Origin of the sequence: Rhodobacter capsulatus (assembly GCF_052363175.1) — a bacterium.
Lineage (GTDB): Bacteria > Pseudomonadota > Alphaproteobacteria > Rhodobacterales > Rhodobacteraceae > Rhodobacter > Rhodobacter capsulatus_D.
Genome location: NZ_CP198946.1, coordinates 2,996,784 through 3,011,236 on the forward strand (window position 1 = coordinate 2,996,784; position 14,453 = coordinate 3,011,236).

The 14,453-nt window shown below is 65.7% G+C and carries 13 protein-coding genes; 5 read left to right on the plus strand and 8 right to left on the minus strand.

The features are described from left to right. The first annotated feature begins 47 nt into the window (after positions 1-47). The gene (locus tag ACTTAI_RS15580; RefSeq protein WP_444452427.1) at positions 48-2,390 is read left to right on the plus strand and encodes a methyl-accepting chemotaxis protein; all 2,343 of its coding nucleotides are present in this window, start codon (positions 48-50) and stop codon (positions 2,388-2,390) included. Between the two features lie 10 nt (positions 2,391-2,400). Here ACTTAI_RS15580 and ACTTAI_RS15585 read toward each other — a convergent pair whose 3' ends face one another. Next, on the minus strand, positions 2,401-3,108 hold the full coding sequence (locus ACTTAI_RS15585; RefSeq protein WP_444452428.1) for an alpha/beta fold hydrolase: 708 nt from the start codon (positions 3,106-3,108) through the stop codon (positions 2,401-2,403). A gap of 99 nt (positions 3,109-3,207) precedes the next feature. Next, the gene (locus ACTTAI_RS15590; RefSeq protein ID WP_444452429.1) at positions 3,208-3,948 is read right to left on the minus strand and encodes an alpha/beta fold hydrolase; all 741 of its coding nucleotides are present in this window, start codon (positions 3,946-3,948) and stop codon (positions 3,208-3,210) included. Between the two features lie 152 nt (positions 3,949-4,100). On the opposite strand from ACTTAI_RS15590, the gene ACTTAI_RS15595 reads away from it, so the two are divergent. Next, positions 4,101-5,012 carry a DMT family transporter gene (locus ACTTAI_RS15595; protein WP_444452430.1) on the plus strand — a complete coding sequence of 304 codons (912 nt, stop codon included), beginning with the start codon at positions 4,101-4,103 and terminating at the stop codon, positions 5,010-5,012. On the opposite strand, the gene ACTTAI_RS15600 is transcribed toward ACTTAI_RS15595, so the two are convergent. Continuing rightward, positions 4,963-5,634 (minus strand): thiamine diphosphokinase, encoded by a 672-nt coding sequence (locus ACTTAI_RS15600; RefSeq protein WP_444452431.1) that lies wholly within the window; start codon positions 5,632-5,634, stop codon positions 4,963-4,965. The genes ACTTAI_RS15595 and ACTTAI_RS15600 overlap by 50 nt on opposite strands. Positions 5,635-5,801: 167 nt before the next feature. Between ACTTAI_RS15600 and ACTTAI_RS15605 the strand changes: the two genes are divergently transcribed. Next, complete coding sequence (locus ACTTAI_RS15605) at positions 5,802-8,096, plus strand: hypothetical protein (RefSeq protein ID WP_444452432.1); 2,295 nt, start codon at positions 5,802-5,804, stop codon at positions 8,094-8,096. A gap of 48 nt (positions 8,097-8,144) precedes the next feature. Here the strand turns inward: ACTTAI_RS15605 and ACTTAI_RS15610 are convergent, their stop codons facing one another. Beyond that, positions 8,145-8,387: a DUF2842 domain-containing protein gene (locus tag ACTTAI_RS15610; RefSeq protein WP_444452433.1), complete on the minus strand. Its 243-nt coding sequence runs from the start codon at positions 8,385-8,387 to the stop codon at positions 8,145-8,147. Positions 8,388-8,391: 4 nt separating this feature from the next. Then, positions 8,392-9,684 carry an adenylosuccinate synthase gene (locus tag ACTTAI_RS15615; protein ID WP_444452434.1) on the minus strand — a complete coding sequence of 431 codons (1,293 nt, stop codon included), beginning with the start codon at positions 9,682-9,684 and terminating at the stop codon, positions 8,392-8,394. Positions 9,685-9,862: 178 nt separating this feature from the next. Between ACTTAI_RS15615 and secG the strand changes: the two genes are divergently transcribed. Together secG and ACTTAI_RS15625 are read left to right on the plus strand one after the other, a co-directional pair. Continuing rightward, on the plus strand, positions 9,863-10,351 hold the full coding sequence (secG, locus tag ACTTAI_RS15620) for a preprotein translocase subunit SecG (protein WP_444452435.1): 489 nt from the start codon (positions 9,863-9,865) through the stop codon (positions 10,349-10,351). A 150-nt stretch (positions 10,352-10,501) separates the two neighbouring features. After that, entirely contained in the window at positions 10,502-12,145 is a 1,644-nt protein-coding gene (locus ACTTAI_RS15625) for a CTP synthase (protein WP_444452436.1), read from the plus strand. Positions 12,146-12,196: 51 nt separating this feature from the next. On the opposite strand, the gene ACTTAI_RS15630 is transcribed toward ACTTAI_RS15625, so the two are convergent. The 3 genes from ACTTAI_RS15630 to ACTTAI_RS15640 form a co-directional block, all read right to left on the minus strand. Continuing rightward, positions 12,197-13,141, minus strand: a complete 945-nt coding sequence (locus ACTTAI_RS15630) for a LysR family transcriptional regulator (RefSeq protein ID WP_444452437.1) — start codon at positions 13,139-13,141, stop codon at positions 12,197-12,199. A 167-nt stretch (positions 13,142-13,308) separates the two neighbouring features. Continuing rightward, positions 13,309-13,854, minus strand: a complete 546-nt coding sequence (phaR, locus tag ACTTAI_RS15635; protein ID WP_444452438.1) for a polyhydroxyalkanoate synthesis repressor PhaR — start codon at positions 13,852-13,854, stop codon at positions 13,309-13,311. Positions 13,855-13,992: 138 nt separating this feature from the next. After that, a complete protein-coding gene (locus ACTTAI_RS15640) occupies positions 13,993-14,439 on the minus strand; it encodes a Phasin (protein ID WP_444452439.1) in 447 nt (148 codons plus the stop codon). Positions 14,440-14,453: the final 14 nt, after the last annotated feature.

The following is a 14,453-nucleotide window of genomic DNA, read 5'->3' on the forward strand; positions in this document are numbered from 1 at the left end:
TAATTCCTTTGGCGGATTTTGCGATGGCGAACTTTCGGAGCAACCGCATGGCACGCGCAGGCACGTCCCGCAGCTTCCTTTCCTACCTCACCCGCATGGGCCTCGTCATCGTCATCTGTACGGTGGCGGTCTTTGCAACTGTCTTCTATTCCGCCTTGATCGACCGGCATGCCGAACGTCAAAGCGTTGCCATTGCGGAATTGAATGCTGATCTTGCCACGCTCGAACGCACACTTGCTTCGGCGCGCGACCTCGAAGCGAAGTTCCGCATCGCGCGCGAAGAAGCGCAGATCGAGGATCATGCCCACAAGATCGCCCGGGCCTCGAACGAGCTCAAGAATCTGGTCGCCGAGGCCAATGGGCTCGGGCTGACCGATGCGGCGACACAGGCAGCCGCGATGCAAGATCTGCTCGACACTTATGAAGAGAATTTCGCGCTTTATGCGGACACCCGCAGGGTGCTTGGTCTCGATGCGGATTCGGGACTTGAGGGGCAATTGCGTGCCGCTGTCCACGCCGCAGAAAAGATGGTCAATTCGGTTTCCGTGCCGAAAGTCGAGATCACCTTGCTGAAGATGAGGCGGCACGAAAAAGACTTCATCATGCGCCTCGACCCAAAATACATCGGGAAACTCGACAAGGAGATCGAGACCTTCAAGACCTTTCCCGAATCGATGTTCCTGTCTCCACAGCACCGGGATCGGACCCTTGCCAAGCTGACGGAGTATCAGGAAGCCTTCCATCAATATGCAGATCTGGCCCTGCAGATCGACGACACCACCCGCGCCTGCGACGAAAGCTATGACACGATGCCGAAGGCGCTCGATGCCCTGCGCGCGCATTTCACCAATGACGTCGAAGAGATGCTGGCGCAGGCGGACGCGCAAAAGACCCGCGGCTACATCCTGATGGCGATTGCCGGCGTGATTGGAATGCTGGTGCTCGCCTTCTCCGCAGTGCGGCTGTTCCGGGCCACGGTGATGCCGCTGCGCGCGGTGACGGCGGCGGTGCAGGAATTGGCGGACGGCCGAACCGACATCAGCGTTCCGAACGCCCGAGTGAGCGAGGTGCGTTCGATCTCTGCAGCACTCGAAAGCTTCCGTGCGACGATTCTGGAACGGCAACGTCTCGAGGTTGAAAGTGCCGCCGCCGCCGAACGCGAGGATCAGGCGCGTGCCGCAGCCGCCGCGCAGGAGCGCGCCGAGATTGCCGAACGAGCCCGCAAGGCCGAAGAAGAGCGCGCCGCAGCCGCCGCCGCACAGGAACGCGAACATGCGGCCGCACAGGAAATTGCGGCAGTGGTCGCCGCTTGCGCCGAGGGTGACTTCTCGCGTCGGCTGCGCACCGATGACAAGACCGGGGTGTTTGCCGATCTTTGCGCCGGGATGAACCGGATCGGCGAAGCTGCGGATGAGGGTCTGACCGCAGTGCGTGTCGCGCTGGAACGTCTGGCGGAACGAGACCTGACGCATCGCATGCCGTCCCGCTTCCATGGCGTTTTTGCCGAGATCGCCGAAACGATGAACCGCACCACCGAGAGCCTGACCGGCACGCTGACCGACATTTCGGTCTCGGCCACGGCCGTGGACACCTCGGCCCGCGAAATTGCTGGCGCGGCTGACGATCTTGCCCGCCGCTCGGAACGCAATGCCGCGATGCTGGAACAGACCGCTTCGGCTCTGGAGCAGATGTCGGCGACGGTGCGGTCGGCCGCCAATTCCGCGCAGACGGCGCGCAGCGCCGTGACGGCGATTTCGACCCGGGCCGGAAAAGGGCATGAAGTCGTGAGCCGCGCGGTTTCGGCCATGGACGAGATCAAGGCCTCTTCCGAGGCGATCGGGCGAATCCTGCAGGTGATTGACGACATCGCCTTCCAGACCAACCTGCTGGCCCTGAACGCCGGGGTCGAAGCCGCGCGGGCGGGCGATGCGGGACGCGGTTTTGCCGTCGTTGCCTCGGAAGTGCGGGCGCTGGCGCAGCGGTCTTCCGAAGCCGCGCGCGAGATTGCCCGGCTGATCGAGACGGCCTCAAACAACGTGAACCACGGGGTCGGGCTCGTGCATGATTCCGGTCAGGCGCTGCGCGAAATCGTGGCCGGGGTCGAGGATGTGGCGCAAAAGATCGCCGAGATCGTCACCGCCTCGCAAGAGACAGCCACCGGCATCGGCGAGATTTCGAATGCCACGACGGAACTCGACCGCACCACACAACAGAACGCCGCCGTGTTCGAGGAAACCAATGCCGCCGTACGCTCGCTGCAGGGCGAAGCCACCTCGCTGGCAGAAGCGGTTGCGGCATTCCGGTTGAAGGGCGAGGAAATGACGCCCCGCTACGCGCCCGCAACGGAAGAGCCCGCTCCCGCGCTTTTCGTATCGCGGCGCAGCGCCTGAAACCTCGCGATCAGCTGGTCAGCGGCGTATCAAGCCAGCTGCGCAGCACCGCCGAGACCTCAAGCGGTTGCTCCAGCGGCGCCAGATGCCCGGCGCCAGGAATCAGCCTGAACTCGGCTTGCGGCATGAGTTCTGCCAGGAACTCGTGCCGCCGTGGCGGGCAGATCGTGTCATGTTCCCCGCAGATCAGCAGTGTTCGGACCCGGGTCATGCGCAGCGCACGCTGTTGGTCGGGCCGACGCATCAAGGCCCGGGATTGATTGGTGAACACCTCCGGGCCGAGCGTCCCGGCCATTTCCAGAAGCATTGCCTGCACTTCCGCCCGCCCTTCCCCCGGAGCAAGCGCACTGGCAGGAATTTCCTCGAGCATCACCTCATCGAGCCGCCCGGTCCGAGCGCGGATGATCCGTGGTTCGCGGCTCGCGGCCGTCGCCGGGGTCTCGGACAGATGCGAAACGTCGCTCATCACAAGGCCCGAGACCCGCTCGGGCACGCGGCGCAAAACTTCCATCGCAACAAGCGCGCCAAGCCAATGTCCAACGAGACAGAACCGCGGCGGGGCGACGGCGATGACAGCTTCCGCCATCTCCTCGATCGTCGCCCCGACCAGCGGCACGGCCATCACGGTTCGATCGGCGGAAAAATCGATGATCTGATGCCAGAACAGCCGCGCATCACACATGAAGCCCGGCAGAAAGATCAACGGATCGGCAGACATGCTCACCCCAGCCCCGCGCAGTTTCGCGCTTTTCCGCCAAGCTAGCGCGAAGGCCGAGTGAGGGCAAACCCCCGCCGCGCAAAGATCCGCGACCGGGGATCAGATCGGCGAAATCTCGTCGATCGTCGCCTTGATCAGGTCCAGATTCTCGGGCGCCGAGAAGTTGTGATCCGCGCCCTTCACCATCGTCAGCCGGATATCAGGACCCGAGGCATGGTGGAAGAGCTTCACCGCCCAATCGGGCGGCACGGCGCGGTCCTCGGACCCCTGCAACAGCCGCGTCGGGAAAGGCAACGGCAGAGGCTGGCGCAGCACGAAGTGATCACGGCCATCGACGATGAACTTGCGGCTGATGCGATAGGGCACCGGCCCGCCGTGGTGCAGATCAAGATAGCCTTGTTCCATCAGCTGCGCCTGCTGTTCGGGAGAGAGGCTGGCCCAATAGCCGTCCTCGGTAAAATCGGCAGCCGCTGCGATCGTCACCAGACCGGCGACCTTTTCCGGGCACTCCCGCGCCAGAAGCAACGCCAGCCAGCCGCCCATCGAGGAGCCCACCAGCACCTGCGGCCCCTCGGCCAGATGCAGCAGCACCGAGCGCGCATCCTGATACCACTCCGCGATCGAGGTTTCGGCATAAACCCCCGAGGATTGCCCGTGCCCCGAACAGTCAAAGCGCAGAAATGCCCGGCCGGTATCCCCCGCCCAGGCATCAAGCGCGGTGGCCTTGGTGCCGGTCATGTCGGAATGCAGCCCGTGCAGGAACATCACCCCCGGCCCCTTGCCCGGACGGCGGTCATAGGCGATGCGGTGGCCCTCGGGGCTGTCGAAGAAATCGGTCATGGCTCTCTCCTGTGACGTCGGGCCTGAAGCTTCGAGCCAGCCTAATCCGCAAGCCCGGCCCGGCTCAACCCGGCAATGCGGGTCGCGGCAAATCGCCCGCCGCCGGTCGCTTTCGGGATGGACGCCCCCTGCCCCGCAGGCTAGGCGAAAGCATGAGCCATCAAGACCGTATCCTGCCCGGCATCCTGCTGATGCTCGGCTTTTGCATCATCGCGCCGCTGATCGACGTCGCCTCGAAACTGGCTGCCCAAGCCGTGCCGGTCGGCACGGTCACGCTGGGCCGCTATGTCGCGCAGCTGCTCCTGATGGTGCCGATCGTCGCGCTTCTAGGACATCCCTGGGGGATGAGCCGCCGCGCCCTTGGCCTGACATTCGCCCGCGCCGCGGTTTCTGTCATGTCGACCTATTCCTTTGTCGCGGCCGTGCAGCACATGCCGATCGCCGATGCGCTGGCCATCGCCTTCGTCGAGCCCTTCGTCATCCTGTTCATCGGCCGCTTCTTCATGGGCGAAGAGGTCGGACCGCGCCGCATCGGTGCCTCGGTCGTGGGCTTCATCGGCGCGCTCTTCGTGATTCAGCCCTCGTTTGCGGTTTTTGGCGCCGTCGCGCTTTACCCCTTGGGCACGGCGGTCGGCTTTGCACTTTACATCCTGCTGACGCGGGCGCTGTCGCGCCACATGCATCCGGTGCCGATGAACCTGCACACCGCCTGGGCCGCGATCGTGATCCTGGTCCCGATCCTGGCCCTTGGCGGCAGCCTCGACATCGGACAGGTCCGGTTCGAGATGCCGGAGGGGATCTTCTGGCTCTGGTGCTTCTGCGTCGGCCTGGCCTCGACCGTCAGCCACATGTCGATGAGCTATGCGCTGAAATACGCCCCCTCCTCGACGCTGGCGCCGCTGCATTACTTCGAGATGCTGACCGCGACGCTGTTCGGCTATCTGGTCTTCGGGGATTTCCCGAATGCGCTGACCTGGGTCGGCATCGGGATCATCACCGTCTCGGGACTTTACATCATTCACCGCGAGCGGCTGGCGGCAAAAGCGCGTGCAGCACGGGCGTAAGCTGATCCTTCGGCACCAGCACCAGCATCGGGCCGTCGATCTGCACCTCGACCGGCCCGACCGCTTCATTGGAGGTGCCGGTACGGGTTTCAGGCGCGAAAGCGAGCCCGTCTATCGGCCAGCGCAACCCGGTCGAGCGCCCGGATGCTGGCCCCATCGGATGCAACGACACCCGCGTACCGACCGGCAGATCGAGGCAAAGCCGCGGCGGCGCGCGAAAGATCACCTCATCCTCGGCGATCAGGATCACGATCTGATCGGGGCGCGAGGTCAGCTCGGTCAACGCCGCCAGCGTGTGATCAAGGCGAAGCCCGGTGAAACCAAGGCACAGATAGAACCGCGCCGCGACATGCCGCAGGCATTTGCCGAAATCGGTGCTGTCCTGCTCGCCCACCGGATGGAGCCGCCCGGCCAGCGCCGCACGGCCCGCCGCCGACAGGCTGTCCATGTCGCCGATCACCGCCGCAGGCGTCAGACCCAAGGCAAGCGCCCGATCTCCGCCGCCATCCGCGGCCACCAGCACGGGCGCGATCGTTAACGAAATCGCAACATCCGTTGCAGAGGCGATTCCCCCGCCAAGGAGCGTTACCCCCGCTTCGCAATGGACAATTTCATCGTTCATGGCATGATTGATTACGATTAAGGCAAAGCCATGCAACCGATATCGCTAAAATTCCCTGCATTTGCCCTTTTTCGTTCACCGGAAAGAACCAGTTCTCGAAGATGGTGAATGCAATGAGGATCAGTAGAGGCGAAAGGCCCATGGTTGGAGCGAGCAAGATCTTAACCGTGTCCTACGGCACCTTCTCGTGCACGCTTGAGGGGTTCGACGAACCTTTCACCACGATGAAGGCGATTGCGGAATATTTCCGCGATCTGGCCGCAGAGGACCGGTATTTCGGCGCCGAGCCGCCGCAGCCCGATGCGGAGATGCTGCATCGCATCGCCGAGCGCGAAATGGCGCGTCGGGTCGAGGCGAAAATACAGAAAAATGGCGTGATCTTGCGGCCGGGCGATGCGGTGGCGCTGGAACAGGTGCAGGCCGCGCCTGCCCCCGTGGCGGTGACCGCTCCGACCAGCGTGCCGGGCACGGCGGCGCCCGTCGCCGACGCCCCTGCCGCAACGTCGCGGCCCGAACCGGCCAGTGATCCGATCAGCGAATCGGTGGCGGCGAAATTGCAGCGCATCCGCTCGGCCGTGGCGCAGGCCCGCGCCGCGCAGGCGGTCGCCGAACCGGAGCCCGATCCCGAGCCCGAAATCCGCACCGCCGCGGAACCCGCCACCGCGGCGCCCGAAGATTTCGGTTTTGCGCTCGATATTTCGGGGCCGCTCAGCGCCGATGAAGCCGAGGACATCGAGACCGATCTGCCCGCGCAAGACGAGGCGCCCGAGCACGACGACGAGGAGGAGGCGACGGCCTCGGGCATGGACCCGGAAAAGATCGAGCGCATGCGCCGTCGCGCCGAACGTCGCGCCGCACGTGTGCTGCAGGCCGACCCGGAGACGCCGACTGCAGAGGCGGCCGAAGCCGCTTTTGATGTCAGCGCCGATCCGGTTGAATCCACCCCGGCTCCCGTCGCCGAAACCGCCCCCGCCCCTGTAGAGGCCTCGCGGCCGGTGATCCGTGCCCGGGTCATCAAGCTGCGCCGCTCCGACGCGGCTGCGGATGGCACGCGCGCTGCCGAACGCATCGTGGAAGTTGCGCTGCCGCAAGTCGCCCCCGTGGCCGAACCAGTGGCCGAACCCGTCGCGGAAGCGACCTCGGCAGATGACGAGCTTGCGCAGATGATCGCCGCCGTTTCGGCAACGGTCGCCGCGCCGGGCAGCGACTCGGCCGAAGAGACCGCACCCGGGCTGAGCCCTGAGGCAGAAGCCGAGCTGATGGCAGAACTGGCGGCGCTGACGGAAAATCTGGACGATACCGATTGGGGCATCGAGGGCTGGAACACCGAACGCGCCGCAGAGACGCCCGAAGTCGCGGCCGCCCCCCTCGAAACCGAGGCCGCCCCCGTCACGACGGCGGAACGGGCCGAGGTGATCGAAGACCCCGAGGTCGCGCTCGAAGCGCTGGTGGTGGAGCTTGATGCCGAGCCGGAAGCCGCGGCCGAAGAAATCAGCACCCCGGTTGCTGCGCCCGAAGCGGCCGCTCCGACCATGTCCGAGATCGATATCGACGCGCTTTTTGCCGAAGATGAACCGGAACCCGAGTCGAAAGCGCCCCCCGCGCCGGAGGCCGCGCCCGCGGCCTCGATGGTGATCACTGCCGAACCCGAAGAGCTGCCCCCCGGCTTCGTGGATCGGCGCACCCATCCGACCGAGCCAGTCATCGTGCCCGTGCGCACGGCCTCGAAAGTGCCGCCGCTGCCCGAAGGCGACCTGCCGCGGCTTCTGGAAAAGGCCGATGCGCAGATGGCGGGCAACGAGAACCGGCGCCGGATCTCGGCAATCGCGCATCTCAAGGCCGCCGTTGCCGCCACCGTGGCCGAGCGCCGCGTGACGGGCGAAGGCGTCGAAAAGGATGAGACCGCACCCTACCGTCAGGATCTGACGCAAGCGGTGCGGCCGCGTCGGCCGGTGCTGCCCTCGGTCGGCGAAAGCCACCACCAGACCGCGGCCCGCCCCGAAGTGCGCCCCGCGCCGCTGGTGCTGGTGTCGGAACAGCGCGTCGACCGCGCCCCTGCCGAAACCGCAGCCAAGGCGCAGGCGGTCCGTCCGCGCCGGATCAGCGCTGCGAGCCTCGCGCAGGACACGGCGACCGAGAGCCTCGACGAGGATGAGGTGGAAGTGCCGCTGAGCCCCGAAGAGGCCTCGAGCTTTGCCGAATTCGCGCAAAGCCGGTCGCCGCAGGGTCTGGCCGAACTGCTCGAAGCCGCCGCTGCCTATACCGCGCAGGTCGAGGGGCGGCCGCATTTCTCGCCGCCGCAGATCATGAGCAAGGTCTCGGCGATCGGCGATGCCAGCTTCAGCCGCGAAGATCGGTTGCGGATGTTCGGCACGCTGCTGCGTCAGGGCAAGATCGCCAAGGTGAAACGCGGTCAATATGCGATCACCGAGGCGAGCCGGTTCTTCAAGGCCCGGGCCTGAAACCACGACCGAGAGAAAAGCAAAACGGAGGGGCAAGCCCCTCCGTTTTCATTTGTCATTCGTCTGCGGCGCGTCCGGGTCGGGTTTGCCGACGCCGATGAAGATCGGCTTCATCGGCGCGATCCAGAGGAAGCCGAGCACAACATAAACGAGCACCGATCCCCACCAAGGCATCGCCCCCCAGCGCCCTTCGGCCCAGGCCACGGCGCTGACCGCCACAACGATATAGGCGGGCAGGCCCACGACCAGAACGAACAGCGCAAGGCGGCGGCGGGTCTTGTAGGGGATCACCGGATCAATCCTCGAAGGGGTCGGTCACAAGGATGGTGTCGTCGCGCTCGGGGCTGGTGGAGAGCATCGCCACCGGGCACTGGATCAGCTCCTCGATGCGGCGGACATATTTCACCGCCGCGCCCGGCAGGTCGTTCCACGACCGCGCGCCCTGGGTGCTTTCCGACCAGCCCGCCATTTCTTCGTAGATCGGCTTCGCCTTCGCCTGCAGCGCGGCCTGCGTCGGCAGATAGTCGTAGCGCACACCATCGACATCGTAAGCGACACAGATCTTCAGCGTCTCGAAGCCGTCGAGCACGTCGAGCTTGGTCAACGCGATGCCCTTCATGCCCGAGATCGCACAGGTCTGGCGCACCAGCACCGCATCGAACCAGCCGCAGCGGCGCTTGCGCCCGGTGACGGTGCCGAATTCATGGCCGCGCGTGCCCAGACGCTCGCCGTCGTCGTCTTTCAGCTCGGTCGGGAACGGGCCTTCGCCGACGCGGGTGGTGTAAGCCTTGACGATGCCCAGCGAGTAATCGACCGCATTCGGCCCAAGGCCGACGCCCGTCGCCGCCTGCCCCGCGATCACGTTCGACGAGGTGACGAAGGGATAGGTGCCGAAATCGATGTCGAGCAGCGAGCCCTGCGCGCCTTCGAACAGGATGCGCTTGCCGGCCTTGCGCAGCTCGTTGAGCACTTTCCAGACCGGCTTCGCATATTGCAGGATCTCGGGGGCAATCTCGCGCAGCTGCGCCAGAAGCGCCTCGCGGTCGATCGGGCCAAGCCCGAGACCGGCGCGCAGCGCATTGTGGTGCACGAGCGCGCGATCGACGCGCAGTTGCAGGGTTTCGTCATCGGCCAGATCGGCAACGCGGATGACGCGACGGCCGACCTTGTCTTCGTAGCAGGGGCCGATGCCGCGGCCGGTGGTGCCGATCTTGGCGACCGAGGCCTGCGCCTCGCGGGCGCGGTCAAGCTCGCCGTGGAACGGCATGATGAGGGGGGTGTTTTCCGCGATCATCAGGTTCTCGGGGTTGATCGCGACGCCCTGCTCGCGGATCGCCGCGACTTCCTTGACCAGATGCCACGGGTCGAGCACGACGCCGTTGCCGATCACCGACAGCTTGCCGCCCCGCACGACCCCCGAGGGCAGCGCGTTCAGCTTGTAGACCTTGCCACCGATGACGAGCGTGTGGCCCGCATTATGGCCGCCCTGAAAGCGGGCGATCACGTCGGCCCGTTCCGAGAGCCAGTCCACGATCTTGCCCTTGCCCTCGTCGCCCCATTGGGCGCCGACAACCACCACGTTGGCCATTCGATTTCTCCGCTGGTCTGAAAACCGCGCGACATATAGCGGGGTGAGCGCCCGGGGGAAACCGATTTTTCGCCGCAATCGCCCGGGCCGCGGCTCTGCGCGGCAGAAAACCGGGTTGCGCGCAGACGGCCAAGCGCCTAGATAGGCGCGTCGATTGAAAAAAGGCGCGGCCCCCCTCATGGAAAACGTCCAAAACGTCATCCTCGTCGTCCACCTCGTGCTGGCGCTCCTCCTGATCGGGGTGGTGCTGCTGCAGCGCTCGGAAGGTGGCGGCCTTGGCATGGGCGGCGGTGGCGGTGGCGGCGTGATGACCGGGCGGCAAGCGGCCAATGCGCTGACCAAGCTGACCTGGGTCTTTGCCATCGCCTTTCTGACAACCTCGATCACGCTCACGGTGCTTTCGGCCCGGGCGGGCAAGGAAGCCTCGGTCGTCGACACCACCCCGGCGGAAGCGCCCGCCGCCCCGGGCGGCACCGGGACTGCGCCGCTGATCTCGGCGCCGCCGCCCTCGACCGATGAACCCGTCGTGCCGCCGGTGACGCCGCCCGCCGCGACCGAAGCACCGGCCCCGAGTGAGGCGCCCGTGCAGCCGGAAACCCCGGCGTCGGGCATGCCGGCACTGCCGGGCGGTGTGTCGCCCTATTCGCAGGCGCCCGCCTCGAACTGAGCCCACAACTACTGGGCGTTCGGCTCTTAGTTTACTCCAAGTCTTGCGGTCTGGTTGCGGGCAGGCTGCGAATCGTGTAACAGTCAAATCCCGTGGTTCCGGTCGATCCCGACCGGAACAAGCCTTTCTTTTGCTTGTCACGGGGGTCTCATGGCGCGTTATGTCTTCATCACCGGGGGCGTGGTTTCCTCGCTGGGCAAGGGCTTGGCTTCGGCCGCCCTCGGCGCCCTTCTGCAGGCCCGCGGCTTCTCGGTGCGACTGCGCAAGCTCGATCCCTATCTGAACGTCGATCCGGGCACGATGTCGCCCTTCGAGCATGGCGAAGTCTTCGTCACCGATGACGGCGCCGAGACCGACCTCGATCTGGGTCACTACGAGCGCTTCACCGGCGTCAGCGCCCGCAAGACGGATTCGGTGTCCTCGGGGCGGATCTATTCGAACGTGCTGGAGAAAGAGCGCCGCGGCGCATACTTGGGAAAAACCATTCAGGTGATCCCGCACGTGACCAATGAAATCAAGGACTTCATTGCCGTCGGTGATGACGAGGTCGATTTCATGCTCTGCGAGATCGGCGGCACCGTCGGCGATATCGAGGGCCTGCCCTTCTTCGAAGCGATCCGCCAATTCGCGCAGGAACGCCCGCGCGGGCAATGCATCTTCATGCACCTGACGCTGCTGCCCTATCTGGCGGCCTCCGGCGAATTGAAGACGAAACCGACGCAGCACTCGGTCAAGGAACTGCGCTCGATCGGCTTGCAGCCCGACGTGCTGGTGTGCCGCTCGGAGCATCCGATCCCGGACAAGGAACGCGCGAAGATCGCGCTCTTTTGCAACGTGCGGCCCGACAGCGTGATCCCGGCCTATGACCTGCGCTCGATCTACGAGGCGCCCTTGGCCTATCACCGCGCCGGGCTGGATCAGGCCGTGCTGAACGCCTTTGGCATCTCGCCCGCGCCGCGGCCCGACATGAGCCGCTGGGAAGACGTGATGGACCGGCTGACCCATGCCGAAGGCGAGGTCCGCGTCGCCATCGTCGGCAAATATGTGCAGCTCGAGGACGCCTACAAGTCGATCGCCGAGGCGCTGACACATGGCGGCATGGCGAACCGGGTCCGCGTGAAGGCGGAATGGATCGACGCCGAGATCTTCGAACGCGAAGACCCGGCGCCGCATCTGGAGCCCTTCCACGCGATCCTCGTGCCCGGCGGCTTTGGCGAGCGCGGCACCGAGGGCAAGATCCGCGCGGCGCAATTCGCGCGTGAAAAGGGCGTGCCCTATCTCGGCATCTGCCTTGGCATGCAGATGGCGGTGATCGAAGCGGCGCGCAACATGGCAGGCGTGACGAATGCCGGGTCCGAGGAATTCGACCATGAGGCGGGCGAAAAGCGTTTCACCCCCGTGGTTTACCACCTCAAGGAATGGGTGCAGGGCAACCACCGGGTCGAGCGGAAAGTGACCGACGACAAGGGCGGCACGATGCGGCTTGGCGCCTATTCGGCGCATCTGACCGAGGGCTCGAAAGTCGCCGAGGTCTACGGCAAGACCGAGATCGAGGAACGCCACCGCCACCGCTACGAGGTCGACATCACCTATCGCGAGGCGCTGGAAAACTGCGGTCTGGTGTTCTCGGGCATGAGCCCCGATGGCCGCCTGCCCGAGATCGTCGAGCACAAGGACCATCCGTGGTTCATCGGCGTGCAGTTCCACCCGGAACTGAAGTCGAAGCCCTTCGCGCCGCATCCGCTCTTTGCCGGTTTCGTGAAAGCCGCGCTGGCGCAAAGCCGTCTGGTCTGAACGCGCACGTCTGATCTGATACGAACAAGGCGCCCGCGACAGCGGGCGTTTTCATTCGACGCGTAGCGCCGCCGCAAGCCACGGCGCCTCGATCAGCGCGGGCGCCACGATCCGCTCGGCCAGGAGCCCCCGCAACCGCAAGGCCACCGCGCCGGGCAGATCGCCCATAGTTCCCGCCCGCGCGCTCAGCACGATACGGCGGCTCATCCCCGGCCCTGTCAGCGGCGCCAGCGCCACGCCCGCGCGCTTGCCATGCAGCACGCCCGAGGGGGTCAGGATCGACCAGCCCTGCCCCGCCGCCACCATCGCCAGAATCGCCGGGGTGCTGTCGATTTCGAACCGGTGCCCCGGGCTCTCGCCGATCCGCCCCAGATAGGCCGCGATCTGCTGGCCCATCAGCGTGCGGCGCGAATAATGCAGAAGCGGCAGATCGGCGCCCACCTGCCCCTCCGGCCAGACCGCCACGAAAGGCTCGGACAGAAGCGGATGCAGCTCCAGCCCCTCCTGCGCGCCTTCGATCTCGGCCGCCACCACCATGTCGAGCGCCCGCGCCTCGAGCTGCGCCGCCAGCCGATGGCTCGGCCCGGTTTCCAGCAGGAAGCGGCAGGCGGTCAGCTCCGCCCCCATGCCCGCGAGCAGAAGCGGCGTCACCTCGGCCTCGAAATCCTCGATCATGCCAAGACGAAAACTGCGCAGACCGGCGGGATCGGCGAGCCCCACCCCGGCACGCCCGCGCGCCAGTTCATCGAGCATCGCCTCGGCATGGGGCAAAAAGGCCCGGCCCGCGGCGGTCAATCCAAAGGGCCGCGCGGTGCGATCGACCAGTTCCGCCCCCAGCGCGGTTTCCAGCGCCACGATCTGCTGACTGACCGCCGAGGCCGAAACGCCCAGCCGCCGCGCGGCGGCGGTGATCGCGCCTTCCTCGGCCGTCGCCACCAGCATTTCGACCGCCCAGAGGCTGATCTTCTCGCCCCGCCCTTTCGCCTTGCCCGTCATCCGCGCCCCCCTGTCCGGGCCAGAATGACGGCCCCGGTCTTGCTTTGGCAAGCCCGCACCCATCGAAGCCCCTGCAATTTCAAGAAAAAAGGCCCGGATCAGGGCCGGGGGTCTCGGGGGCACGCCCCCGAGCGGGGGACCGGGGGGCAGCGCCCCCCCCGCCCTGCTCAAAGTTTCGACAGCTTCGACTGCAGATCGGCCAGTTGCTTCTTGATCGCGTCAAGCTCTTCGCGCCCACCGGCGGTATCACCGCCGCCCGCTTCGGGCGTGGTGCCGACCGCGGCGCCCCAGCCCGCCATCATCGTCTTCAGGAACGCTTCCTGCTGCCGCTGCAGCGCCTCGAAACCGGGAACCGCCGGGAAGGTGGCCAGATTCTCCATCATTTTCGACTGGCCTTCGCGCAGCATCTCGAAGCTCGCGGCCAGGAATTGCGGCACCACCGATTGCGCCTGCGTCGTGTAACTGCGCACCAGATCGGTCAGCACATCCACCGGCAGCACGTTCTCGCCCCGGCTTTCATGTTCCGCGATGATCTGCAGCAGATATTGCCGCGTCAGGTCGTCGCCCGATTTCAGATCGACGATCTGCACCTCGCGCCCCTGGCGGATGAAGGATGCGATGTCCTCAAGCGTGACGTAATCGCTCGTCTCGGTGTTGTAGAGCCGCCGGCTCGCATACCGCTTGATGAGCAAGGGTTTCGCCTCTTCGGCCATGGACTCTCCTCCCCGTGGTTTTTATTGGCGCTGCAGCAATGTTTAGGCCGCGCCGCGGCAAAAGCAACAAAAGGAAAGGGCGCACCGAAGTGCGCCCATGGTCAACCCGGCAGGGAGGAGAGAACCGGGTGGTTCCAATCACTTCGCCGCGACGGTCTTCTTGGCGGCGGCGGTCACTTCCTCGGTCGCTTTCTTCACGGCAGCGGTGGTTTCCTCGGTCATTTCCTTGCCAGCGGCCAGCATCAGCTCGACGGTGTCCATCTGAACCTTCTTCGCCACTTCGGCGAAGGCGGCGAGGTTTTCCGTCGCCATTTCGACCGAGGCCGAGGCGAAATCGCTCATCACCTTGGCGTAATCGGCCGGCTCGACTTTCGACGAGGTCAGCGCGCCGACTTTGGCCAGCGAGTCCTTGGCCCATTTCGCCGAGATGTCGGTCGATTTTTCAGCGGCGTCGATGGCAACCTTGGCCATCTTTTCGGTCAGCACGGTCTGCGCCTTGAACGCATCCTGCATCTTCGACATGTCCATCGGCATCGAAGCCATCATGTCTTGCATCATCTTGGTGAAATCTTGGGTCTTGGCCATTTCTGTCGCTCCGG

Bases quoted from the DNA above. Each gene is read 5' to 3' on its own strand.
- ACTTAI_RS15580 (WP_444452427.1), top strand. From the start codon at position 48: ATGGCACGCGCAGGCACGTCCCGCAGCTTCCTTTCCTACCTCACCCGC.
- ACTTAI_RS15585 (WP_444452428.1), bottom strand. From the start codon at position 3,108: ATGTCTGCCGATCCGTTGATCTTTCTGCCGGGCTTCATGTGTGATGCG.
- ACTTAI_RS15590 (WP_444452429.1), bottom strand. From the start codon at position 3,948: ATGACCGATTTCTTCGACAGCCCCGAGGGCCACCGCATCGCCTATGAC.
- ACTTAI_RS15595 (WP_444452430.1), top strand. From the start codon at position 4,101: ATGAGCCATCAAGACCGTATCCTGCCCGGCATCCTGCTGATGCTCGGC.
- ACTTAI_RS15600 (WP_444452431.1), bottom strand. From the start codon at position 5,634: ATGAACGATGAAATTGTCCATTGCGAAGCGGGGGTAACGCTCCTTGGC.
- ACTTAI_RS15615 (WP_444452434.1), bottom strand. From the start codon at position 9,684: ATGGCCAACGTGGTGGTTGTCGGCGCCCAATGGGGCGACGAGGGCAAG.
- secG (WP_444452435.1), top strand. From the start codon at position 9,863: ATGGAAAACGTCCAAAACGTCATCCTCGTCGTCCACCTCGTGCTGGCG.
- ACTTAI_RS15625 (WP_444452436.1), top strand. From the start codon at position 10,502: ATGGCGCGTTATGTCTTCATCACCGGGGGCGTGGTTTCCTCGCTGGGC.
- ACTTAI_RS15630 (WP_444452437.1), bottom strand. From the start codon at position 13,141: ATGACGGGCAAGGCGAAAGGGCGGGGCGAGAAGATCAGCCTCTGGGCG.
- phaR (WP_444452438.1), bottom strand. From the start codon at position 13,854: ATGGCCGAAGAGGCGAAACCCTTGCTCATCAAGCGGTATGCGAGCCGG.
- ACTTAI_RS15640 (WP_444452439.1), bottom strand. From the start codon at position 14,439: ATGGCCAAGACCCAAGATTTCACCAAGATGATGCAAGACATGATGGCT.